18 protein-coding genes are annotated in these 21,782 nt (G+C 68.2%); 12 read left to right on the forward strand and 6 right to left on the reverse strand.

Annotated features, from left to right (window positions below; genetic code table 11):
* Nucleotides 1-356: 356 nt before the first annotated feature.
* Entirely contained in the window at nucleotides 357-3,122 is a 2,766-nt protein-coding gene (locus JW958_10025; protein ID MBN1826595.1) for a heparinase II/III family protein, read from the forward strand.
* A 102-nt stretch (nucleotides 3,123-3,224) separates the two neighbouring features.
* Nucleotides 3,225-3,854 carry an AAA family ATPase gene (locus JW958_10030; protein ID MBN1826596.1) on the forward strand — a complete coding sequence of 210 codons (630 nt, stop codon included), beginning with the start codon at nucleotides 3,225-3,227 and terminating at the stop codon, nucleotides 3,852-3,854.
* Nucleotides 3,855-3,921: 67 nt separating this feature from the next.
* On the opposite strand, the gene JW958_10035 is transcribed toward JW958_10030, so the two are convergent.
* Together JW958_10035 and JW958_10040 are read right to left on the reverse strand one after the other, a co-directional pair.
* Complete coding sequence (locus tag JW958_10035; GenBank protein MBN1826597.1) at nucleotides 3,922-4,671, reverse strand: hypothetical protein; 750 nt, start codon at nucleotides 4,669-4,671, stop codon at nucleotides 3,922-3,924.
* Between the two features lie 22 nt (nucleotides 4,672-4,693).
* On the reverse strand, nucleotides 4,694-6,073 hold the full coding sequence (locus tag JW958_10040) for a sulfatase (protein ID MBN1826598.1): 1,380 nt from the start codon (nucleotides 6,071-6,073) through the stop codon (nucleotides 4,694-4,696).
* A gap of 124 nt (nucleotides 6,074-6,197) precedes the next feature.
* On the opposite strand from JW958_10040, the gene JW958_10045 reads away from it, so the two are divergent.
* The 5 genes from JW958_10045 (at nucleotide 6,198) to JW958_10065 (ending at nucleotide 12,145) form a co-directional block, all read left to right on the forward strand.
* Nucleotides 6,198-8,171: a tetratricopeptide repeat protein gene (locus JW958_10045; GenBank protein MBN1826599.1), complete on the forward strand. Its 1,974-nt coding sequence runs from the start codon at nucleotides 6,198-6,200 to the stop codon at nucleotides 8,169-8,171.
* 66 nt (nucleotides 8,172-8,237) lie between these two features.
* Entirely contained in the window at nucleotides 8,238-9,287 is a 1,050-nt protein-coding gene (locus tag JW958_10050; GenBank protein MBN1826600.1) for a glycosyltransferase family 9 protein, read from the forward strand.
* Nucleotides 9,280-10,347, forward strand: coding sequence for a glycosyltransferase family 9 protein (locus tag JW958_10055; protein ID MBN1826601.1), 1,068 nt, complete (start codon nucleotides 9,280-9,282; stop codon nucleotides 10,345-10,347). The genes JW958_10050 and JW958_10055 overlap by 8 nt, the downstream gene beginning before the upstream one ends.
* Nucleotides 10,344-11,120, forward strand: a complete 777-nt coding sequence (locus JW958_10060; protein ID MBN1826602.1) for a glycosyltransferase family 2 protein — start codon at nucleotides 10,344-10,346, stop codon at nucleotides 11,118-11,120. Before JW958_10055 ends, JW958_10060 begins: the two co-directional genes overlap by 4 nt.
* Nucleotides 11,117-12,145, forward strand: a complete 1,029-nt coding sequence (locus JW958_10065; GenBank protein ID MBN1826603.1) for a CPBP family intramembrane metalloprotease — start codon at nucleotides 11,117-11,119, stop codon at nucleotides 12,143-12,145. The genes JW958_10060 and JW958_10065 overlap by 4 nt, the downstream gene beginning before the upstream one ends.
* A 64-nt stretch (nucleotides 12,146-12,209) precedes the next feature.
* On the opposite strand, the gene JW958_10070 is transcribed toward JW958_10065, so the two are convergent.
* Nucleotides 12,210-12,650 (reverse strand): hypothetical protein, encoded by a 441-nt coding sequence (locus JW958_10070; protein ID MBN1826604.1) that lies wholly within the window; start codon nucleotides 12,648-12,650, stop codon nucleotides 12,210-12,212.
* 375 nt (nucleotides 12,651-13,025) lie between these two features.
* Between JW958_10070 and JW958_10075 the strand changes: the two genes are divergently transcribed.
* Nucleotides 13,026-14,120 (forward strand): pyridoxal phosphate-dependent aminotransferase, encoded by a 1,095-nt coding sequence (locus tag JW958_10075; protein MBN1826605.1) that lies wholly within the window; start codon nucleotides 13,026-13,028, stop codon nucleotides 14,118-14,120.
* Here the strand turns inward: JW958_10075 and JW958_10080 are convergent.
* On the reverse strand, nucleotides 14,117-15,166 hold the full coding sequence (locus JW958_10080; GenBank protein MBN1826606.1) for a hypothetical protein: 1,050 nt from the start codon (nucleotides 15,164-15,166) through the stop codon (nucleotides 14,117-14,119). The two genes, JW958_10075 and JW958_10080, sit on opposite strands and share 4 nt — an antisense overlap.
* A gap of 329 nt (nucleotides 15,167-15,495) precedes the next feature.
* On the opposite strand from JW958_10080, the gene JW958_10085 reads away from it, so the two are divergent.
* The 3 genes from JW958_10085 (at nucleotide 15,496) to JW958_10095 (ending at nucleotide 19,339) form a co-directional block, all read left to right on the forward strand.
* Nucleotides 15,496-17,304: a hypothetical protein gene (locus tag JW958_10085; GenBank protein ID MBN1826607.1), complete on the forward strand. Its 1,809-nt coding sequence runs from the start codon at nucleotides 15,496-15,498 to the stop codon at nucleotides 17,302-17,304.
* A gap of 114 nt (nucleotides 17,305-17,418) precedes the next feature.
* Nucleotides 17,419-17,958, forward strand: a complete 540-nt coding sequence (locus JW958_10090) for an O-acetyl-ADP-ribose deacetylase (protein MBN1826608.1) — start codon at nucleotides 17,419-17,421, stop codon at nucleotides 17,956-17,958.
* A gap of 112 nt (nucleotides 17,959-18,070) precedes the next feature.
* Nucleotides 18,071-19,339: a tyrosine--tRNA ligase gene (locus JW958_10095; GenBank protein ID MBN1826609.1), complete on the forward strand. Its 1,269-nt coding sequence runs from the start codon at nucleotides 18,071-18,073 to the stop codon at nucleotides 19,337-19,339.
* A gap of 34 nt (nucleotides 19,340-19,373) precedes the next feature.
* Here JW958_10095 and acpS read toward each other — a convergent pair whose 3' ends face one another.
* Both acpS and JW958_10105 read right to left on the reverse strand, forming a co-directional pair.
* Nucleotides 19,374-19,751: a holo-ACP synthase gene (gene acpS, locus JW958_10100; protein ID MBN1826610.1), complete on the reverse strand. Its 378-nt coding sequence runs from the start codon at nucleotides 19,749-19,751 to the stop codon at nucleotides 19,374-19,376.
* Nucleotides 19,748-21,085 (reverse strand): DUF5615 family PIN-like protein, encoded by a 1,338-nt coding sequence (locus JW958_10105; protein ID MBN1826611.1) that lies wholly within the window; start codon nucleotides 21,083-21,085, stop codon nucleotides 19,748-19,750. The genes acpS and JW958_10105 overlap by 4 nt, the downstream gene beginning before the upstream one ends.
* A gap of 147 nt (nucleotides 21,086-21,232) precedes the next feature.
* On the opposite strand from JW958_10105, the gene sixA reads away from it, so the two are divergent.
* A complete protein-coding gene (gene sixA / locus JW958_10110) occupies nucleotides 21,233-21,679 on the forward strand; it encodes a phosphohistidine phosphatase SixA (protein ID MBN1826612.1) in 447 nt (148 codons plus the stop codon).
* Nucleotides 21,680-21,782 lie beyond the last annotated feature (103 nt).

Consider the following 21,782-nt stretch of genomic DNA (forward strand, 5'->3'; position numbering starts at 1 on the left):
ATCCGATCGCCACGGGAAAGCCCCCCGGCACCGGCCGTCCTCTCGACGTATCGGACGAGGAGGGGCCCTCGATGAGCACGGCAGCAGCATACACCGTGACCGCCATGCGCACGAGGGGAAGAGCGCCTCCCTCCGGGGGGACGCCGCGCGGCACTCCACGGTGGACATCCCGGCGCGAACGGGGCACATTGCAAGTGGAGGGGGGGCGCGGCGCGGCGAATCGTTCACCGCAACTTCCCTTTTAACAACACCTTGAGAATACACGGAAGGCTCAATCCCAATCCGGTTTCTGCCGATCCTTAGTAGGAACCCTAAGGAGATCCTCCCGAGCGCTCTTCCCCCGCACGAGGGTACCCATGCGAAGAAATCTCTCTTACGCGCCGCTCCTTCTCACGACACTCACGATCCTCCTCGCCGTCGGAGCGGCATCGGCCTACAACCTGCCCCCCAACCACCCGCGTGTTTTCTTCACCGGATCCGAGATCGACGAGATCGCGGACCGCTGCAAGGAGGGGGGGACCCACCGCGCCTTCTACGAGAAACTGAAACAGTTCGCCGACAGCCGGATCGGCGCGGGGAAGACGAAGAGCGTCTACCTGCCGGACTACGCACTGGTCTATAAGATTCACAAGCAATGGAATGAGGAGGGCTACCAGGGAGGCGGCTTCGACGAGGAGACCTACTGGAGCTTCACGCGGAGCGCGCTTCTCTCCTCGGCCAACTGGGGGACCGGCTCCTACGCCGCCGAGTACGCCATGGCGGTCGACTGGATCTGGGAAAAGCTCTCCTCTTCGGACGTGCAGGCCATCGCCGCCAAGGCGGGGAATCCCGTCACCTCCGTCGCGGACGGCCAGACCTGGCGGGACAACACGACCTACTACACGCTGGTCTATCTTTTCCGTTCCCTCGCCTTCGCCGGTTCCGTCGTCGACGGCGGCGCCTACACCGCCGAGTATCAGGCGACCTGCGGGTACATCGAGGACTACTTCGCCCCCGCCCTCGAATTGATGGGCGGCGTGGGCGCCACCGGCCCCGGTTATGAAACGATCCTGCAGTTCGACCGCTCCTGGACCATCGAGGCGTTCACGGCGGCGACCGGCATGGACGGTTGGGCGCTCACCGGCAAATGGGCCGAGGAATGGGGGAAATGGATCGTCTACTCCGACGTCCCCCACCGGGGCGTGCTCGAGCCGAACCAGGACACGGTCACGCCTGTCTGGAGCGACAAGTACAAGAACGTGGCGATCATCGCCGCCCGCGCCCGCGACCCGTACAACCAGGACTTCACCTGGGATTACTGGGAGGACATCCTCGGGCGGAGCATCTCGGACGAGAAGAACTGCGCCCTCTGGAGCCTCGCCCTCTGGTACGACCCGACCGTGCCGACCTATAGCCCGTCGACCTCGCCCAAGGCGGTTCGCCTCGGCGCCGACGGGATGGACCACGTCTACATGACCACCGGCCTGGGAGACAACGACGCCACCTGGGCCTGCTTCGAAGCGGGTCTCTACCTCTACGGCCACCAACACCAGGACGCGGGCGCCTTCACCATCCATCGAAAGGGGGACCTCGCCCTCGACAGCGGTTTCTACGGGCAGTACCGCTCCACCGCCGGCGGCTCCCACGCGATCAACTATTACCACCGCTCCACGGCGCACAACACCGTGTCGATCTATGATCCCGGCGAGGAGTTTTACTGGGGCGCCAGCGATCCCTCGAACGGGCCGATCGCCAACGACGGCGGCCAGATCCTCCCGCGGAGCGCGCCCAACCTGGAGGAGGTCCTCGCCGACTCCACCTTCCACCCGGGCAAGATGCTCGCCTTCGAGACGAACGACAGCTACACCTATTGTCAGGCGGATCTCCACAACGCCTACAACCAGGAAGCGCTCGCCGAGAGTCGGGACATACCCTTCCACCCGAACAAGCTGAGTCACATCACCCGCGAGTTCGTCTTTCTGCGTCCGGACTACTTCGTGGTGATGGACCGGGTGGTTTCCACCGACGCCGATTTCGTCAAGGTGTGGAACCTTCACGTCGCCTCCGATCCCTCCGTGTTGGACGGGGGCTCGGGAACGCTGCGCATGGGGAACGCCGAAGCGGGAATCCGGGACTATCCGGGCGCGAGCCTCGTGAAGGTCACCGACGCGAGCGACCTGTACTCACGCGGAAGCCTCTTCCTCAAGGTGCTCTTGCCCGAACAGAGGACGGTCCGCAAGATCGGCGGGAGGAACCGCGACGATGACGGTTTCGCCTACTGGATCGGCGGTTTCGACGGAAACGGCCGCTACGATCCGACCGAGGGACAGAACTTCTACTGGGGGGATTGGCTCTCCGGCCACGAGTACAACGAGGACTACATCGAGCGAATGACCATCGGCTGGGGCCGCATCGAGGTGGAGGCGACCGATCCGGCGTTGTCGGATGTCTTTCTGAACGTGCTCTACCCCTGCGACGAGTCGGCGTCGTCCATGCCGGAGACGAGGCGGATCGACACGGAGAACATGGTGGGCGCCGAAATCGTGAACGAGAGGGTGATCCTCTTCGGCCGCGAGTCGACGGACGGCATCGACTCGGTGAGCTACCACCTGAGCCCGGAGGACACCACCGGCGTCCACACCGTGTGCAACCTCGACGCGGGGCAAACCTACCGGGTCTTCGCCTTGGACGGCACGGTCTGGGTACGCCGGAGCGGGATGCCGGCGCCGGACGGGGCCGAGGAGATCGTCTCCCCCGCACCGACCGCCACGGCCTCCGGACTGGTCACCTTCTCCTACAGCGGCGAGGCGGGGGATCCCGTGCTGGTGGAAATCACGGACCTTCGGGCGGAATCCGTGGGAACGCCGGAGGACTTCGCCGTCGCGATCCGTTGGACCACCAATGTCGCGGCCGACACCCGCATCGAGTTCGGCGCCACCGCCGCCCTCGGCTCCTGGAGCGCACTCGATCCGGCGCTCGTCACGGAGCACGAAATCGTCCTTTCCGATCCGGACGCCCGGCACGATCAAGATCTTTACTATCGGGTCCATTCCGCCGCCTCCGGAGGCGCGAGCGCCGCGGAGACGGGCGGGCCTTTTCATGAAGACGTCCTTCCGCCCGCGATAATCACCTGGGTGGAATAACCGGTGAATCAAGCGTACGGGCGGACCGGCCGATCATCGGAACGGCGGGGGGAGGGACGGCGCCCTCGAACACTTTGCGCCGGCAAGGGAAGGGGTGATACAATGCGATCGACAGAGGCGGGACTCCGGTACGATTCATCCCATCGCAAGGCGATCATGGCGAAGAAGATCATCGGCACGATCGGGAAAAACGGGGCGGGCAAGGACACGGTCCTCAAGATCATCGCGGAGCGCTACCGCGTGCCGATTATTTCCATCGGCGACATGGTGCGCGGGATCGCGAAGGAGCGGGGGATCGAGCCGACCCGCGGCAACCTGAACGATATCTCCAAGGGCATTTTCGCGAAGCACGGAACGGACTGGTTCATCCGGCGGGTCATCGAGAAGGCGGACGCCCTCGACGCGCCGCTCATCGTGGTCACCGGTATCCGCACCTATGTGGACGTCAAGGAGCTGCAGGACCACTACGGACCGGACTTCATGCTGATCCACGTGAAGGTGAGCGACGACGATACCCGCCTCGAACGGGCGCGGGTGCGGGGAACCGAGAGGGATCCCAAGACGATGGAGGATCTCCATCGCCACGACGCCCGGGAGGAGAAGAGTTTCGGCGTCTCCAAGGCGACCGCCCTCGCCAACTACACCATCCCGAACAACGGTGACCTGGAGGATCTCCACGCCGAGGTGGACGCTTGGGTGGAAGAACACCTGCCGGAGCTGACGAAGCGCTGATCGCCGCCCGATAGAGTCTTCGAGAATGAAAAACCGCTTCCGCGAGGGAGCGGTTTTTTCGCGCTCGTCATTCGGGCCGAGCGCCGGCGGGACCGCCCTCTTCCATTCGCCGGACCGCCTCCTCCGCCTCCTTCCCCTCGAGCCAGAGAACGCCCTCACCGAGAAGAACCGCCCGCGGAGAGGGACCTTCCAGAAAGCGGACGAGACGGGCCGCGAAATCCCTCGCCCGCGCCTCCACGATCGCGGGGCGGTCGGCGGCGGATCGGAGGACCCACAGCTCGGGCGGGCGCCCCTGGAAACGAATCGAGAGAATGCCGGAGGGACTCATCGAAGGTTCCCCGTCGAGGAGCGCGCGCTCTTCCTCCCCGATCGATCGGATCGCCGCGGCCGCCGCTTCCTCCGGCGTCGCGCCTCGACCGATCGCGCCAAGCCAAGCCCGAGACGCCTCCGCGCGGATTCGCCGGACCCGAGCTCGGAAGCGCTCCGCCGCCTCCGGGAGAGGCGTTCCCGACGCCGAGGCTGCCGACACGGATGGAACGGCCCCGTAGAGCCTCTCCGCCTCCTTCGCGCCGGGGGATCCCTCCACGCATCCCCACGCAGGATCGAAAAGGCGGCCGTCGATTCGGAGCGCGCCCCCCGGCGCCGCTTCGATCGTGGCGCCTCTGGCGACCTCTTCGCCGCAGAGAAAGAGACGGTTCGTCCCGGCCGGTTCGATTCGGATCGGGAACCCGTCCCGATCACTCTCACCGCACCCAATCAGGAAGAAAAACGCCGCGGCGTGAACCGCGGCGATCATCCGTGCGCGCCGTGGGCGCATCGACGTACCCTCTCGAACAGGCTCAGCGTATATACCCGAGGGACCGGAGCTTCTCCACCACTTCCTCCTCCATGTCCACCACCTCGCCTCCCCGGAGCGATCCGCCGGTTCTCTCGAGCTGTCCCCGAAACCAGGCGAGAAGGAGATCCGCCATCTCCTTCACGATTTCTTCGTCGGTCTCGGCGAGATCCTGCTTCTCGCCGGGGTCGATGAGGAGGTCGAAGAGGGCCATCCTCCGCTGCTCCTCGTTGTAGGAAAACTTGTACCGTTCGCCGATCACCGCCTTCCACTCCTGTCCGTAGAGGAGCGATTCGGCGAAGCGGTAGCGCGGCCCGTCGGGCGCCTTCCCCTCGATCAGCGGCGCCAACGACTCGCCGTCCAGGTCCCCCTCCCCCCCGTCCTCCTCGCCGAGAACATCGAGAAGGGTGGGCATCACGTCCACGAGGCCGACCCGCCGGTCCACCTCGGCGGGCTTGAAGCGGTTTCCGGCGCGGAGAAGGAGCGGCACATGGAGCAGTTCCTCGTAGAGGCTGTGCCCGTGCTCGAAGCGACCGTGATCCCAGAACTCCTCGCCGTGATCGGCGGTCACCACCACCACCGTTTCATCCATCAGGCCGGCGCCGTCCATCCATTCGAAGAAGCGTCCGCACCCCTCGTCCACGGCGGCGATTTCGGCGCGATAGAGCGTGCGGGCGAAGTCGCGGATCTCCGGCGTAACCATCCTCTCCTTCTTCCAGCGCTCCACGCCGGTGAAGGGGGGCTCCATCTCCCAGTCATAGGTTTCCAGAAAACGGGTTCGGAAAGGCTCGGGCGGGTCGAAGTCCATGTGCGGATCGAACAGATGAATCAGCAGGAAGAAGGGCTCCTCCCGGTTCTCGTCCAGCCAGCGGATCGCCTCGTCGAATGTCTCGCCGGCGCGGCGGATGGTGAGGTTCGCGCCGGGGACGTAATCGTAGAGGTCGAAGCCCCGGTCGAGGCCGAGCACCGGGTCGAGGAAGGCGACGTTGACGAAGGCCGCCGTGCGGAAGCCGGCCGCGCGGAGCCTCTCCGGCAGGGTGGTCACCTCGTCGCGCAGCCGGGAGAACTCCGGATAACGGCCGGCGGCTCCGTGCGACGTGGGATAGAGGCCGGTGAGCAGCGACGCGACGGAGGGGAGGGTCCAGGGAGCGGGCGATGAGGCGCGGGTGAAACGGACCGCCCTCTCCGTGAAGGCGTCCAGGTTCGGCGTGACCGGCCCCGCCTCGGTTCGGGCGCCCACGTCGTCGTATCGGCAGGTGTCGATCAGAATCAGCACGGCGCCGCGCAAAGGCGCCTTCTCCCCCCCTCCACAGGAGAGGAACAACGACGCGAGCAGGAGCGCCGCCGCCCCGCGCGCCATCCGGCCTCCGGTTCTCGTCCTCATCCGCGTTCTCCTCCCTCGCCCGTTCGGACGCATTACAATGGGTACCACAGCCGGCCCGCCGCGCCAACCCCGGAGGAGGGCTTTCGGGTTGTCGGTCCGGCGTGCGGGGTGCTAGCCTCGGCGCATGGCCAAGCGAACCGGTCCGCTCCGCGGCCTGCTCCCCGAGATCGTCCTTTATGGAATCGCATTCGCGGCGCAGGCTCTTTACATCATTACCATTCGAAACGAGCCGACCTTCCGCGCCCCCGTCGTGGACGGCGGCGTTTACGTCGCGGCCGCCGAGTCGATTCTGCGCGGGGAGGGGATCGGCCCCGGGCCCTTCCGCTTCGGGCCCCTCTACCCGTACATGCTCGCGCTCTGGCTCCGCCTCGCCGGCGGTTCGCTCCTCGGCGCGCACCTTCTCCAGGCGCTCTGGACCGCCCTCACGGCGCCCCTTCTCCACAGACTCGGCCGCGCCCTCCTCGGCCGGACCGCGGGGCTCGTCGCCGGTTTCGCCGCCGCCTTCTACTGGCCGCTGATCTATTTCGCCGGCGAGCCGCTGATCGAGCCGGTTCTCCTGCCGATCCTCCTCGTCTCCCTCCTCCTTCTCCTCCGCATGGAACGGAAGGGAGGCGGATGGACGGTCTTCGCCGCCGGCGCCGCGCTCGGCCTCTCGGCGATCGCCCGGCCGAACGCGCTCTTCCCGGCGGGAGTCTTCATCCTCCGCGAAGCGCTCCGCCGCCGCCCGGCGCGCGCCGCGATTCTTCTCGCCGGCGTTCTCCTCCCCGTCCTGCCGGTCACGGTTCGGAACGTCGTCGCCGGCGGTGACGCGGTGTTGATCAGCTCCACCGCGGGGATCAACTTTTACATCGGAAACAACGAGCGCTCCGGCGGGCGTGACTCCTCCTTCCCCGGCATGGTGCAGTGGACCTTCGACAAGGTGCACCGCCTCGCGGAGATCGAAACGGGACACGCGATGAAACCCTCCGCGGTCTCCCGTCACTATCTCCGGAAGGGACTCGCCTGGGCCGCCCTCGAACCGGGGCGCTTCCTCCTCCTGCAGGGGCGCAAGGCGGTCGCCCTCCTCTCTTCCTATGAAATGCCGAACGTGAAGGATCCCCTGTTCTACCGAGACCGATCCCCCTTCCTCCGGCTCCCGCTCTTCCTCGGTTTCGGCGCGGCGGCCCCCCTGGCGCTTCTCGGACTCTTGCGGCGGAGACGGCGTCCCGGCGAGGGGACGGCGCTCCTCTTCTTCGGCGCCTGGACCTTCTCGGCGTTGCTCTTTTTCGTGAACGCCCGCTACCGTCTGCCTCTCGTCCCCTTCTTCCTCCTCTATGGGGCGATGGGGGCGACTCGCCTCGCCGGCGCGATGCGGGCGGACCGGAGGCGGGCGGCGGCGCTCATCGCCGCGCTGATCGCCGCGTTTTTCCTCGTCAACTGGAACCCCCTCGGACGCGTCGATGATCCCTCGCAGGCGTGGTTCAACGAGGCGTGGGCGCGCCAGCAAACCGGCGACCGGGAGGGGGCGCTGGAGGGTTACGACCGCGTGAACCCCGGAAGCGCGTGGTATCCTTTGGCGCTGAACAACCGAGCGGTGCTCTTTCTGCGGGAGGCGTCCGTGGACAAGGCGCTCCGGGATCTGGTCCGGGCGGTGGAGATCGACTCGACCTATTACGATGCGTGGTCGAACCTCGGCCGCGTCTACTACAACGCCGGACGGCCCGACGAGGCGGCGCTCGCTTTCGGGCGCGCGGCGCGTCTCCGGCCGGACGACCCGGCGCACCACGCCAACCTGGGCCTCGCCCGGAAAGGGACGGGGGACCTGGAGGGGGCCGCGGAGGCCTTTCGGGGGGCGCTCCGCGCGGACGACGGCTACGGGAAGGCTCGGGAGCACCTGGCGGAGACGCTGGTCATTCTCGGCGCGAACGACGAGGCGCGGGCGGAACTGGAGAGGATCCTCCGGGACGACCCGAGGAACGCCACCGCCTGGTACCACCTCGGGACGGTGCGGCGGCGCTCGGGGGACGACGCCGGCGCGCGCGAGGCGTGGCGCACCGTGATCCGCCTCGAGCCGGATGGGCGCCTCGCCCCACTCGCCCGCGCCGCCCTCGGAGAGTAGGCGGCCCGCGCGTTGTCCCCCTCCCCCCCATCGGCTACACTCGTCTTTTCGAAACGGGAGAGGACGATGGAAACGGAGCGCCACATGCCGTACCGGAACGCCCTGGTGATCCAGACCGGGTTCGTGGGGGACATGGTGCTCACCTCTCCCCTTCTGCGGGCGCTCCGGAACGCGGCGCCGGAAGGGAGGCTCACGCTCCTCCACGATCCGCGCACCGAGGGGATCGTCCGCGCGTGCCCGCACCTCGACGAGAGGATCGTCTACCGGAAGCGGGGAGAGGAGCGCGGCTTCCGCGCCGGGCTCCGACTCGTGCGACGCCTCCGCGCGGCCCGTTACGACCTGGTCGTCTCGCCGCACCGCTCCATCCGGAGCGGGCTCCTGGCGTTCCTCTCCGGCGCCCCCCGGCGGATCGGTTTCCGCCATCCTTCCTGCTCCCTCTTCTACACCGACGTCGTCGATTACAACCGCTGGGAGGGGACCTTCATCCGGAGGAAGCTCCGCCTGCTCGAACCGCTCGGAGTCGAGGGGGCGGACGAAACGCCGGAACTCTACCTCGCCGCGGAAGACAGGGAAGAGGCGCGCCTCCTCCTCGGCGACGCGGAGGTGCGCCCCCCCTACGCGGTTCTCGCCGTCGGCTCCGCCTGGCCGACCAAGCGATGGCCGGCGGAGCGTTTCGGCGAGCTGGCGGCGCTCCTCGCCGCCGACGGGATCGCCTCCGTCGCCGTGGGCGGGCCGGACGAAAAGGACGCGGGGCGCCGGGCGGCCGCGATCGGGCCGTTGGCGGACCTGACCGGCCGAACCGGTCTCGGCGCGGTGGGGGCGCTTCTCGAAGGGGCGGCGCTCTTCGTCGGCAACGACTCGGGCGTGCTCCACATGGCGCGGGCGGCGCGCACGCCGGCGGTCGCCCTCTTCGGGCCGACCGGCCCGGAGCAGTTCGCTTTCGACTCGTTGGTACGGGTCGTGAAGAGCGACGAGCCCTGCGCCCCCTGCTCCGACCACGGCGGCCGCGAGTGTCCGCGCGGCGCGCCGGTCTGCCTCGCCCGCATCTCCGCCGCCCGGGTGAAGGACGAAGCGTCGGCGCTCCTCCGCGCCGCGCCGGAGCCGGCCGATGCCTGATCGCGCGATGGAAACCCCCGCCCGGAACGTGGTCGTTTTCCGCACCGACCGGATCGGCGACCTGATCCTGAGCACCCCTCTCTTCGAGGCGATCAAGATCGCGTCGCCGGAAACGCGGGTCACCCTTGTCGCCCCTCCCTACGCACTCCCGGCGGTGGAGGAGAATCCCCATCTGGACGAAACGATTCCTTGGGACATCAAGGGATGGGCGGAGGTGCGCCCCTTCGCCGCGCGCCTCCGACGGGAGCGCTTCGACGCGGCGGTCCTTCTGAACCCCGGTTGGTACGACGGATGGGCGGCGGTGATCGCCGGCATCCCCTTCCGGACCGGCCCCCTCGCCCGCCCCGCCGGATTCGCGCTCCTCAACCGGGGCGTGCGGCAGGCCCGCTCCCGCTCCAGGCTGCACCAGTCCGAGCTGGACGCCGCCTTCGCGAAGACGATCACGGGAAGGACGCGAAAGGGGACGCCGCGCCCCCGCATCTGGCTCCGCGACGAAGAACGGCGGCGCGGAGGCGCGCTCCTCCTCGGTTCGGGGATGAACGCCTCCCCGCCGCGGGTCGGCATCCACGCCGGATCGGGCGGTTCGGCGGTCCTCTGGCCCGAGAGGCACTACGCGGCCCTCGGACGCCTCTTCACGCGGGAAGGGTGGAACGTGGCGCTCACCGGCGGACCCGGCGAGGAAGAGAGGGTCGCCCGTCTCGCGGCGGAGATCGGCGACCGCGCCTTCCCCCTCGCCGGGACGGCGGACCTGCGCGTCTTCTTCGGGATGCTCACGCACCTCGATCTCTTCATCGCGCCGAGCACCGGGCCTCTTCACGCGGCGGCGGCGCTCGGCGTGCCGGTGGCCGCCCCCTATTCCCCTCTCCCGTCGCAGAGCGCCGGTCGCTGGGGGCCGCGCGCCGACCGGGCCGTCGTTCTCACGCCGGACGTGGATTGCCCCGAGAGGATCCGCTGCGCCGGAGAACGCTGCCCTCACCACCCCTGCATGGAACGGATCGAGCCGGAACGGTTCTTCGAGGAGGCGGCGGCCCTCGCCCGGCGCGGGAGGGAATCGCGATGAGGGAGACGATCTCGGCCGTGGTCATCACGCGAAACGAGGAGGCGGAGATCGCCGACTGCCTCGCCGCCCTTCGATGGGCGGACGAGATCGTGGTGATGGACAGCGAGTCGACGGACCGGACCGTGGAGATCGCCCGGGGGATCGCCGACCGTGTGGAACTCCGCCCCTTCAGCGGCTTCACCGATCAGAAGAGGGCGGTCACGGAGATCGCGCGCGGCCCCTGGATCCTGAACGTGGACGCCGACGAGAGGGTCGGGCCGGAGCTGCGCGACGAGATCCTCGCCCTGCTGGAGCGCGGACCCGACCGGAACGGCTACACCGTGCCGCGGCTCACCTGGTACCTGGGCCGCTTCATTCGGCACGGAGGATGGTATCCGGACCGGAAACTGCGCCTCTTCCGCAAGGAGCGGGCGGAATGGATCGGCGGCATGGTCCACGAGTCGGTCCGCGTCGACGGCCCGACGGGCGAGCTGATCCATCCTCTCCTCCACTACTCTTTCCGCGCGCTGGACGACCACCGCGCCACCATCGAGAGATTCACGCGGCTCGGCGCCGAAGACCTCGCCAAGCGAGGTCGGGGCGGCCGTCTGTTCGACATCGTCCTCCGCCCGCCCGCCGCGTTCCTGAAGTTCTATCTTCTCCGCGCCGGCTTTCTGGACGGCTGGCGGGGTCTGTTGATCGCGCTCTTCTCGGCGCGGCACACGGGGCTGAAACACTTGCGGGCGCGGCGCCTCCGGCGGGCGAAGGGGGCGCGGCGCGGGGAGAAATCATGAGCGACGGGGCGAAAGGCAAGAACCCGATTCTCTTCAACCGGTACGGGATCACGCGGGTCGTTTGGCGGGCGTTACTCTACCCCCTGATCCTCGGGGCGGCGGTGATCGCCCTCGGCATCGTCTTCTCGCCGCTATTGGGACGGACGGAGTTCTCCGTCGGCGCGACCTCCTTGGAAGATATCGGTCCGGGTTTCGTCCTCGCCGGGTACGCGATGCTGATCGCCGCGCTCCTCGTCGCCGGCTACGTGATGACGCGCTTTCTCGACCGGCGCCCCTTCGCGGGAATCGGCCTCGGCCTCCACGAGCGATGGGGAACGGAGCTGGGCACCGGCCTCGTGCTCGGCGCGTTCTTCATCACCGCCGTGGTGCTCCTGCAAACGCTCGCCGGCTCCGTTCGGCTCTCCCCCGCCGGCGGCGATCCGGGCGGGGTCGCGGCCCGCCTTCTCGTGCACGCGGCGATCTTCGTCTGCGTCGCGGTCCTCGAAGAGCTCGCCTTCCGCGGCTACGCGCTCCAGCTTCTCGCGGAGGGTTTCTCGCTCTTCGGCGACCGGGCGGGGAAGATCGTCGCCGCCCTCCTCCTCTCCATCCCCTTCGGCGTGACCCATTATTTCAACACCGGAGGGACCCTCACCGGGGCGCTCTCCACGGGACTCGCCGGGCTGATCCTCTCCCTCGCCTATTTCCGCACCCGGAGCCTCTGGCTTCCGATCGGCATGCACGTCACCTGGAACTTCTTCATGGCCGCCGTCTACTCGCTCCCGGTGAGCGGCGAGATACTCCCCCGCACCCCCTTCGATGCGTCCGTCGGCGGACCGGTCTGGGCGAGCGGCGGGAGCTTCGGGCCGGAGGGGAGCCTTTTCGCCTTCCTGGTCATGATCGGCATGGCGGTCTTCCTCATGCGGTGCCGGGGGTTGTTTATCTCCGAGAAGGCGGCGGCCTGGTTCCCGGCGCCCGCCGAGAGAACCGCCGCGAAAGAGGAAGAGGCGGAGTCGAAAGAAAAGCCCGCCGTCGAGGCGGGCCCGTAGCGGTTCTCGTTCGATTCGCCGGAGGCGATCCGGCGTGTGGGCAGAGGAGGGCGGCCGGCGCCGGCTAGCGGTCCCCTTCGCTCGGGGACCGGCGGAGGCGATCCGGGTCGGTGACGGTACGCTTCGTCCCTCCATGGCAACGGCGGTCACGCTTCGCGAACCGTCTCTCGGGCGTGATTCGCCTCCGGTCCACGCAGGGCATCTCGACCTCCGCCTCCCTCCGTTCGATGGCCCGCAGAAGAAGGTCCACGTTCTCCCGCCGCGCGAAGAGGCGCTGGAACCGGTCGTACCCCTCGCAGGGAAAATACGTGGCCGCAATCGGGCCGAGCACGGCCATCGCGTCCACCCGCGCCGGGGCGTGCGGTTCGTTCCTCGCCAAAAGCGCGATGGCGGGCGTAGCCATCCCCATGGTCACCACCCTCTCGGCGATCCCCTCGATCAGGTCGCCGTCCCGGATCGGTTCCGACCCGCCGAAAGGAGCGTGTCTCGTCGCTTTACGTGTCATATGCTCGTCGCCTCGCTCAAGGGGGCATTTCCATTGAAAGGAGCGGCTTCGCGCCGGGTCGCGCTCCGGTCGGAACGTGACGGCCGCCGAAGGCCGCTCCATTTTATCTCGTGGAAAAGGAAAGGGCCGGGCGAACCGGCGCGCCGGCCGGTCCGGCCGGTCCGGCCGGTGACGGTCGCTTCCGGCGAACGAAATGAGAAGCCGAACCGCGGGGCGGCGACGGACCGCCGCGCCGCGCGGGAAACGCCTCGTGCCATACCTGCATCCTAATCCTCTTCCCCCGAACCGTCAAGCGGCGGGCGCGGTTTCCCGGCGTCTTGACCGGTTCCCTCCGGTCCTGCTACCGTCTCCCGCGCCAAGGAGAGGAGGAGCGTCATGCGTTTGCCGGTGATCGAGTATCTGCGCGCCGCCCGGGCGCCTCGGGACGTGGAGTTCGACCTTTCGCGGAGCGGCATGCCGGAGGTTCCGCCGGAACGCCTCGGCGTGCCGGCGAACCGCCTTTTTCTGGACGAAGGGGCGGACTGGGGGGGACCGACCTTACGCGCGGCGATCGCGCGCTCCTTCCGCCTCCCGGAGTCGGACGTCCTCCCCGCCCACGGCACCACCTTCGCGATCTTCCTCGTCTGCGCCGCCCTCCTGGAGCGCGGGGACCGCGTGCTCGTCGAGCGCCCCGCCTACGAGCCGCTTCTCTCGATCCCGCGGTTTTTCGACGCCGCGGTGGACCGATTCGACCGCCCCTTCGCGGAGGATTACCGGATCGACCGGGACCGTCTCGCCGGAGCGGTCCGTCCGGACACGCGCCTTCTGATCCTCACGGACCCGCACAACCCGTCGGGCCGGGTTCTGTCGGAAGAGGACCGGACATGGCTCGCCCGTTTCGCCGAGGAGCGCGACTTGAACGTTCTCCTCGACGAGGTGTACATCGACTTCACCGGCGTCGACGGTTTTCGGCAGGCCCGCTCCCTCGGAGAGAGGATGATCTCCATCGGCAGCCTGACCAAGGTGTACGGTCTCGGCCGCCTCCGCGTCGGCTGGATCCTGGCGCGGCCGGAACTGATCGCGCGAGCGGCGCCCCTCTACGACTACACCCTCGGCGATCCGAGCGGACCGTCGGCGGCGCTCGGCGTGGCGGCCTTCGGGATGCGAGAGGTTTTGCGCGAGACGGGGCGGCGGCGGGCGGAGGAGAACCGGCGAATCGTGGCGGAGTGGATGGCGGGGCGTCCCGAGCTGGAATGGGTGGAGCCCGGCGCGGGGATCGTCGCCTTTCCGCGCTTCCGCGGCGGGGTCCCCTTGGAAGGGGGCGACTCGTCGGCGTTCGTGAAAAAAGCGAGCGCCCGGCACGGCGTGCTCACCGTACCGGGCGCCTATTTTGAAGATCCGCGCGGCTTCCGCGTCGGCTTCGGGATCGAGACGGACCGCCTCGCGGCGGCGCTCGAACGCCTCGGCCGGGCGGTCGCCGAAGCGGTCTAGTGGCAGCAGTTCTTGAAGGACAACCCCGGAAGCTCGGCGCCTTCGAGGTCCTCGATCAACGCGAGCAGATCCTCCATGTATTCTTCCGCGTCGTAGACGACGCCGTCGATCACGATCCAGATCCCCGGCTCTTCGCTACTGCAATCGGTGACGAAGAAGCTCGCCTCTTTCTTGCCCGCGATGGTGAGATCGCCGGTCACGCAGGTGTCCGGATCGGAGACCAGAACCATGTCGAAGCGGACGGCCGGCGCGACGGTGGTCCAGAGACTGAAGGTTCCGCGGGCTCCCACTTCCTCCTCGCCCACATCGAGCATCTTGAGAGTCGCCTCAAAGTACGTCTTGTCGATGGTTGCGTCGTCGTACCAACCGGAGGCGACAAGGGAGTCGGCGCCGGTCATCTCTAAATCGGCCAGGAAACAGAAGTCGCAGACCACGCCTTGCAAGGAGACATCGGCGCTCGTCACCTCGACGTCATCGAGGTCGCCGAGATCTTCCATGTTGGTCGCGATGTGCCCGGATAGATCCAGATACGCCGAATCCGCGAAATCGTCGAGGTGGATCGCGCCCCGGATATCCATGTTCATGTCGGCCAGGTTGGTGTCCACGTCGAACTCATAAATGGTGATGTCGCCGGGCCAGAGCGTGCCCATCGTGTCCGCCGCGGTCATCAGGATCTTCACCGCGTTCGCGGGGGACGCGCTCGTCCGCTCCATGCCGGCGAGGGTGTCGAAAAGCGTGCCTGTCTGCGTCCAGGTGCCGTACAGGTCCTCGATGTCGGCGCCCAGCAAGGAAAGCATGAAGAACATCTCATTCATGTTCTCCTCGATCGCGTCCTCGTTCAGCATGTACATGGAGGGACACTCGTCGCTCACCGAGCCGACGGGAGCCAGAAAATCCTCCACGGTTGCGAAGATCTCCTCGGCCGTCAGCGTGTCGTCGCCGCCGCCGCCCGCCGGGTTGTCGTCATCGTCACCGCCGCATCCGGGGAAAAAGGCGAGAGCGAGGGCGAAACTAAAAGCCGCCGTAAGAAAGAACCAGCGTCGCATCACAGAGCACCTCCGCGTGAAGAGTGAAACGCCAATATTGTGTCGGTCCATCCCGGCAAACGCTAGCACCGGTCCGGACCCGGGGTCAATGAGAAGTAATCGCCCCCCGCGAAACGCCCGGAAGGGATCCGGGCTCCGCTCGTATCCGATTATCGGCCGCCGGGCGTTTTTCCAAAGGGCGGATCGGCGGAACCCGGGCGGGGAGCGGCAAACCGGGAGCGCGCGACGGGGAGGCGCACCGGCGGGCATGCGCGCCCTCCTTGACCCTCCCCCCCCGCCCCCTCTACCATCGGCTGCGCCGGGCGGCACGCGGCCGTAGGGGGACGGGTATGGACGAGAACAAGCGGACGATTTTCGAACGGTCGGTCCCCTGGCTCTATCTTGTTTTCTTTTTCTTCCTCCTCCAGCCCCTCACCACGGGAATCGGCCGCCTCCTCCCCGGCCCGCGGGTGGACACCTTCCAGAACCTGTGGAACTTCTGGTGGGTGCGGCGCGCCTTTCTGGATCTGGGGACCGGGCCGTTTTTCACGCCGGACCTTCTCTGGCCGGGGGGAGCGGACCTCTCCTACCACACCCTCTCCCTCGGAAACACGCTCCTCGCCGTCCCTCTCGGCGGGATCCTGTCGCCGGCGGCGCTTCTGGGACTCTGCCTGACCCTCGCCTACCCGATCGGCGCCTGGGGGGCTTACCTCCTCTCGCGGGAACTGGGCGCGGGGCGGGCGGGCGCTTTTCTGGGCGGCCTCTTCTTCGCCCTCTTCCCACACCACCTGGACCAGATCCACTCGCACCTGAACCTGACGTCCAATCAGTTCCTCCCCTTCTTTCTTCTCTACCTCGTGCGGACGCTCCGGCGCCCCTCCCTTCGGGCGGCGCTCCTGTCGGGGCTTTTCCTGGCGATCCAGGCGTGGTTCTGTCTCACCTACATGATGCAGGGGCTCCTCCTCGCCGCGGCCGCGGCGACTGCGGCGCTCCTCTTTCCGCCAGGCGGGCGGCGGGAGCGGCGCTGGATCCCGAGACTCGCCGCCGGCCTCGCCCTCTTTCTCCTGTTGATCGCGCCCCTCGTCGTTCCGCCGCTCCGCTCGTCGGAGGCGCGAGGAGAGTTCACGTATAAAAATGTGCGGCCGAACCTCTCCGCGTCGCTCGAGACGCTCGCGTCCCCCGGCGTCTTCCACCCGGTGCTGGGGAAGACGGTGCACTCCCGAAACAGGCGCTACGACCATCTCCCTCGGGGCTCCACCACCTACCTCGGCCTGGCGGCGCTCGTTCTCGCCGGGGCGGGGATCCGCCGCCGCCGATCGTCCCTCCTCCTCGCCGGCGGCGCCTTTCTCTTTCTGCTTCTCTCCCTCGGGCCGGACCTGATGGTGCGGATCGGCGTGACGACCGGAATTCCCCTCCCCTACCGGATCGTGCAGTCCCTCCCGATCCTCCGTTTTCTGCGCGTGCCGAACCGTTTTCTGATCCCCTATTCGCTGTTGGCGGCGCCCCTGGTGGCGGCCGGTTTCACGCGGCTTTGGGCGGACCGGCGGGCCCGCGCCGCCGCGGCGATGCTCGCGGCGCTTCTCCTCTTCGAGTATTTCCCGGCGCCCCTCTCGACGGCGCCGATCGGGCGGCCCGATTACCGCGCCCTGCTCGCGGCGCGCCGGGGGGCGGGCGCCGTGCTCGATGTCCCTCTCTTCCTCGGGTCGATGGACACGATGTACATGTACGACCAAACCGTGCACGGCCGGCCGATCGCCGCGGGCTATGTCTCCATCCCGCCTCCCAACCTGAGATGGATCGCCGGGGAACATCCCTTCTTCGCCTGGGTGGCGGACCCGTTCGGAAAGGAGGAGGCGGACGAGCCGGAGGGGATCGATCCGACGGCGGCGCTCCGGCGGCTCGGTTTCGGCGATGTCGTTCTGCACAAGGATTTCGATGGCGGGATGGATCGGTACGCGCCGCCCGGAATGGATTGGCCGGAGAAGAGCGACGCCGGGCAGTGGTATTGGAAGCACACCACCGTGACCGGATCGGTCAGCAGCCGCCGGATGAAGCGTTACCGAAGTGCGCTGGAGCGCTGGCTCGGCCCGCCCTGGCACGAGGACGACCGGGTCGCCCTCTTCGCCGTGCCGGAAGAAACGGGCGGGACGGCGCGTTGACCGCCGGCTCCCTCGGTCCGCCGGAGCCCGCGCCTTTCCCCCGCCGCTTTCGGGTTTTGTCGCTATCTTGAAGGTAAAACCGAAAACGGGAGAAAGGGCTCGGAGGACGAAACGATGAAATCGAAACCTTTCGAGCGAATCGAAACGGTACAGGGAGACATCACCGAGCTGGACGTGGACGCCATCGTCAACGCGGCGAACCACTCCCTCCTCGGCGGAGGGGGCGTGGACGGGGCGATCCACCGGGCCGCCGGTCCGGAGCTTCTCGACTTCTGCCGCGATCTGGGCGGCTGCGCCACCGGCGAGGCCGTGGCGACGCCCGGATTCCGTCTCCCCGCCCGTCTCGTGATCCACACCGTCGGCCCGTTCTACCGGGGGGGCGGGCACGGGGAGCCGGAAGCGCTCGTCTCGTGCTACCGTCGATCCCTCGAGATCGCCCGGGATCTGGAATGCCGGACCGTCGCCTTCCCCGCCGTCTCCACCGGCATCTTCGGCTACCCGTTCCAAGCCGCCTCCCGGATCGCCCTTCGGACGACGCTCCGTTTCCTCGAAAAAAACGACCTGCCGGCCAAGGTTCTCTTCGTCCTCTTCGACGAGCGCGATCACCGCGGCTTCCGCGAAGTGCTCGAAGGGATCGAGGGGGAAGGGGAATAATACCCCGCGCCGTCTCACGAGGCGCCGCGCGCACCCCGCCTCCGGCGCCGGCCGCCTCTTGCCCCGTTCCCCGCCGTCCGATATGCTGATGCGAACCGGAAAGGAGCGACCGATGAACGTCTTCGAAGAGCTGCGCGCGCGGGGATTCGTCCACCAGGCCACTTCGGAAGATCTCGCCGAGATCCTGGGGCGGGAGAAGGTGGTCTGCTACGCCGGATTCGACCCGACCAGCGACTCGCTCCACATCGGGAATCTGGTCATCATCATGGGGCTCGCCTGGTTCCAGCGCGGCGGCCACCGGCCGATCGTGGTGATGGGCGGCGCCACCGGCATGATCGGCGATCCTTCGGGAAAGTCGAAGGAGCGGAACCTTCTGGACACGGAGCAGATCCGGCGCAATCTGGAGGCGCAGCGCGTTCAGTTCGAGCGCTTCCTCGATTTCGGCGAGGGGGGGGCGCTTCTCGTCAACAACGCGGACTGGCTCGGCCGCTTCGGCTACCTCGAATTTCTGCGCGACGTCGGGAAACACTTCCGTCTCGGCGAGATGCTCGCCAAGGAAACGGTGAAGAGCCGGATCACGAGCGAGGCGGGGATCTCCTACACCGAGTTCTCCTACATGATGCTTCAGGCCTACGACTTCCTCCACCTCTCGGACACCTACGGCTGCAGCTTCCAAGTCGGCGGCGGCGATCAATGGGGAAACGTCACCTCCGGCATCGATCTGATCCGCAAGCTCCGGGGCCGGCAGGCCCACGGCATCGTCTTCCCGCTCCTCCTCGATTCGTCGGGGCAGAAGATGGGAAAGACCAGCGAAGGGGAACGGGTCTGGCTCGACCCGGAGAAGACCTCCCCCTACAAGTTCTACCAGCACTGGATCAACATCCCGGACGACAAGGTCGTTTCTTATCTCAAGTTCTTCACATTCCTCCCCCTCGACGAGATCGTCGAAACGGAACGGGCGGCGGAGGAGGCGCCGGAGAAGCGGATCGCGCAGAAGCGGCTCGCCGAGGAGGTGACCCGGATCGTGCACGGCGAGGAAGGGCTCGGCGCGGCGACTCGGGCGACGAATATCATCTTCGGCGGCGAAATCACCGGCGTGGACGAGAAAACGCTGGCGGACATCTTCGCCGATGTCCCCTCGGCGACCCTCCCGCGGGCGCGCCTGGACGAAGGGATCGGCGTGGTGGACCTTCTCGTGGAGAGCGGCGGCGCCAAAGGGAAGGGGGCGGCGCGGCGGTTGATCGACGGCGGCGGCGTCTACCTGAACAACCGCCGCGTCGATTCGGCGGATCGGACCGTCGGCCCCGACGACCTGGTCGCCGGCCCGAACCTCGTCATCCGGCAGGGGAAGAAAAACTACCGTCTGGTGAAATTCGAATAAGAGAAAGGCGCCCGGCGTCCCCCGGAGAGCGGCCTCAAGATTCCAGGACGACCACCGCGGCGGCGACGCCGCCGTCGTGGGTAACGCTGAGAACGGCGCCGCGCGCGCCCAGCGCCTCGGCGCGCGCCTTCGCACCCCCGTGAAACACCACGCGCGGCGGCTCGCCCGGCGCGCGGGTCACCTCCACGTTCCGAAAATAGACGCCGCGGGAAACGCCGGTCCCGAGCGCCTTCATCCCCGCCTCCTTGGCGGCGAAACGGGCCGCCAGCGACGGACAGGGATCCGCCTTCCGCATGCAGTAGGATCTCTCCCCTTCGGTGAAAACCCGGCGGAGAAACCGCTCGCCGAAGCGATCCAGCGCGCGGCGCACGCGCTCGATCCCGATCAGGTCGATGCCGATGCCGACGATCATCTTTTCCTCCCCGCCGCTCCGGCGTTCTCCTCGGACACCTCCCCGCCGCGGCGCGTCCGGCGGTAGAGATTGGGCGCGATCCGCTCCCACCGCCCATCCCGGCCGGGCAGGCGCTCGTTCCCGCCGATCCAGAGGAAGCCGCCCGGCACGATGGACTCCGCGAGAAGGCGCTCCGCGCGCACGCGGCCCGCGTCGTCCAGATAGGTGAAAGGTCCGTTCCGCGCGAGAACCCAGTGGAACCCGGCGGGCCACCCGTCCCGCCGCCAATCGAAACGCTCGAAACGCACCGACTCGATCACCGCCCGGTCCAGCCGGAACGCGTTCCCTTCCTGATTGAAATACTTTTCCCGAAAGAATACCGGCGCGTTGTGCAGGGCGCTCTCGCCGTACAGTCCCTCGCGGGACCGCGCCAAACAGCCCCGCGAGATGTCCGACGCGAGGATCTCCGGCGGCGGGTCCGGGCGGGAGGACTCGTTCCACACCATGCGGAGCGTGAAAGGCTCCTCGCCGGAAGCCGAGCCGAGCGACCAGATCCGCGCGGGCCCGCCCCCCTCGGCCAGATCCGCCAACACCGGGAAGAGGGTCTCCGGAAAACGGAGCCAGACGTGGCGGTCGCGGAAGAACCGGCTGATGGTGATCCGCAGAATCGCGCCGAGGCGATCCCTCTCCTCCCGGTCCTCGCGGAGCTTCGAGAGATAGCACTCCAGATCGCGCATGGAGAGTTCGCGGAGACGGCGGCGCAGTCGCGTCCGGAGCCCCTTCCGCACGCGGCGATAGCCTCGCCGGGAAAAACCGAGAAGAGGGAGCGCCTCCCGGAAGAAGCGATCGTACTCGACCCGCTCGAAGGGGGGGGGCTCACCGCGGCGCTCCTCTTCGAGCGCCTCCTCGGTTCGACGCCGCGCGCGTCCGAGCCTCTCCCGGATCCGTTCCACGTGACTCCCCTCCCAGAAGAGGCGGCCGCAGGATTCGCAACGCGTGAAGGGTCCCTCCACGCCGGACGGCCGGTCCGGCGGATCCCCTTCGACACGCACGGCGCCGTTGCATTCCATGCAGCGCGTGAAGGGGCGCGCCAGCGGGTCGTATGCGGGGAAGCGGCGGAAGAGTTCGACCAGCTGATCGTCCAAAACGGCGCTCTCGAGCACGATCCTCTCCCGCGCGTCGCCGGGGAACGCGCCGTCCCGGGTAAGGACCAAACGCCCCTCCCGCCGGGCGCGCTTGAGAATCCGGTCGTCGGCGGCGCCGTCTCCGGCGTAGGCGACGTCCAGCCCCGCGCCGCGGAGCCAGCGGGCGAGGCGCGCGAGCATGTCGTCGGCGAGAAAGCGCGGGGCGTCCATCCTTCGATTCCCCCTCTCCCCACCGAGTGTAGCGGAAGGACGCGCCGGCGGTCGAGTTGCGCGCCGTCCTCCTTCGCGATAGGATCGACGGAGCGAAACGTGGAGAAAGCGAAACGGCCGGCTCCCGGCCGGCCCCGGAGGTGGGCCATGCCCGATTTCATCATCATGCGTCACGGCGAAGCGCACCCACCCGGCGTGGACCCGGAGAGGGGGCTGACCGGCGTGGGCCGCGAGGCGGCGGTTCGGACCGCGGAGCGTCTCGCCGCCGACGGCGTGCGCGTCGACCGGACCCTCCACAGCGGGAAGAAGCGCGCCGCTGAAACGGCGGAGATCCTGCACCGGCGGATCGGGAACGGGGGCGAGCCGGAAGTCCTTGCCGGGCTCCGCCCCGGCGACGCGGTGGAAGGGGCCATACTGGAAATGCAAAAATCGGCGGTGGGCTTGGCCGTGGTCGGGCATCTCCCCCACCTCGGCCGCATGATCGCCCGGCTCCTCGGCGGCGACGGGGAACCGACGCTCCGCACCGCCGAAGCGGTTCACCTACGAAGGACCGGCGACACCTGGAAAACGATCCGCGTCTATCCCCCCGAATAAACGGAGCGCCGGAGGCGAGGAAGAAGCCGACGGAGAGGCGGATCCGCGCCCGCCATCCCACAACGATAACCCGCGGCCCTCCCCGAAATCCGTGACGAGAGAA

Source organism: Candidatus Eisenbacteria bacterium (assembly GCA_016930695.1).
Taxonomy (GTDB): Bacteria; Orphanbacterota; Orphanbacteria; order Orphanbacterales; family Orphanbacteraceae; genus JAFGGD01.

What these genes read in the sequence shown, in the direction of transcription:
- JW958_10025 (MBN1826595.1), top strand. Translation starts at nt 357, where the DNA reads ATGCGAAGAAATCTCTCTTACGCGCCGCTCCTTCTCACGACACTCACG.
- JW958_10030 (MBN1826596.1), top strand. Translation starts at nt 3,225, where the DNA reads ATGCGATCGACAGAGGCGGGACTCCGGTACGATTCATCCCATCGCAAG.
- JW958_10035 (MBN1826597.1), bottom strand. Translation starts at nt 4,671, where the DNA reads ATGCGCCCACGGCGCGCACGGATGATCGCCGCGGTTCACGCCGCGGCG.
- JW958_10040 (MBN1826598.1), bottom strand. Translation starts at nt 6,073, where the DNA reads ATGAGGACGAGAACCGGAGGCCGGATGGCGCGCGGGGCGGCGGCGCTC.
- JW958_10045 (MBN1826599.1), top strand. Translation starts at nt 6,198, where the DNA reads ATGGCCAAGCGAACCGGTCCGCTCCGCGGCCTGCTCCCCGAGATCGTC.
- JW958_10050 (MBN1826600.1), top strand. Translation starts at nt 8,238, where the DNA reads ATGGAAACGGAGCGCCACATGCCGTACCGGAACGCCCTGGTGATCCAG.
- JW958_10055 (MBN1826601.1), top strand. Translation starts at nt 9,280, where the DNA reads ATGCCTGATCGCGCGATGGAAACCCCCGCCCGGAACGTGGTCGTTTTC.
- JW958_10060 (MBN1826602.1), top strand. Translation starts at nt 10,344, where the DNA reads ATGAGGGAGACGATCTCGGCCGTGGTCATCACGCGAAACGAGGAGGCG.
- JW958_10065 (MBN1826603.1), top strand. Translation starts at nt 11,117, where the DNA reads ATGAGCGACGGGGCGAAAGGCAAGAACCCGATTCTCTTCAACCGGTAC.
- JW958_10070 (MBN1826604.1), bottom strand. Translation starts at nt 12,650, where the DNA reads ATGACACGTAAAGCGACGAGACACGCTCCTTTCGGCGGGTCGGAACCG.
- JW958_10075 (MBN1826605.1), top strand. Translation starts at nt 13,026, where the DNA reads ATGCGTTTGCCGGTGATCGAGTATCTGCGCGCCGCCCGGGCGCCTCGG.
- JW958_10080 (MBN1826606.1), bottom strand. Translation starts at nt 15,166, where the DNA reads ATGCGACGCTGGTTCTTTCTTACGGCGGCTTTTAGTTTCGCCCTCGCT.
- JW958_10085 (MBN1826607.1), top strand. Translation starts at nt 15,496, where the DNA reads ATGGACGAGAACAAGCGGACGATTTTCGAACGGTCGGTCCCCTGGCTC.
- JW958_10090 (MBN1826608.1), top strand. Translation starts at nt 17,419, where the DNA reads ATGAAATCGAAACCTTTCGAGCGAATCGAAACGGTACAGGGAGACATC.
- JW958_10095 (MBN1826609.1), top strand. Translation starts at nt 18,071, where the DNA reads ATGAACGTCTTCGAAGAGCTGCGCGCGCGGGGATTCGTCCACCAGGCC.
- acpS (MBN1826610.1), bottom strand. Translation starts at nt 19,751, where the DNA reads ATGATCGTCGGCATCGGCATCGACCTGATCGGGATCGAGCGCGTGCGC.
- JW958_10105 (MBN1826611.1), bottom strand. Translation starts at nt 21,085, where the DNA reads ATGGACGCCCCGCGCTTTCTCGCCGACGACATGCTCGCGCGCCTCGCC.
- sixA (MBN1826612.1), top strand. Translation starts at nt 21,233, where the DNA reads ATGCCCGATTTCATCATCATGCGTCACGGCGAAGCGCACCCACCCGGC.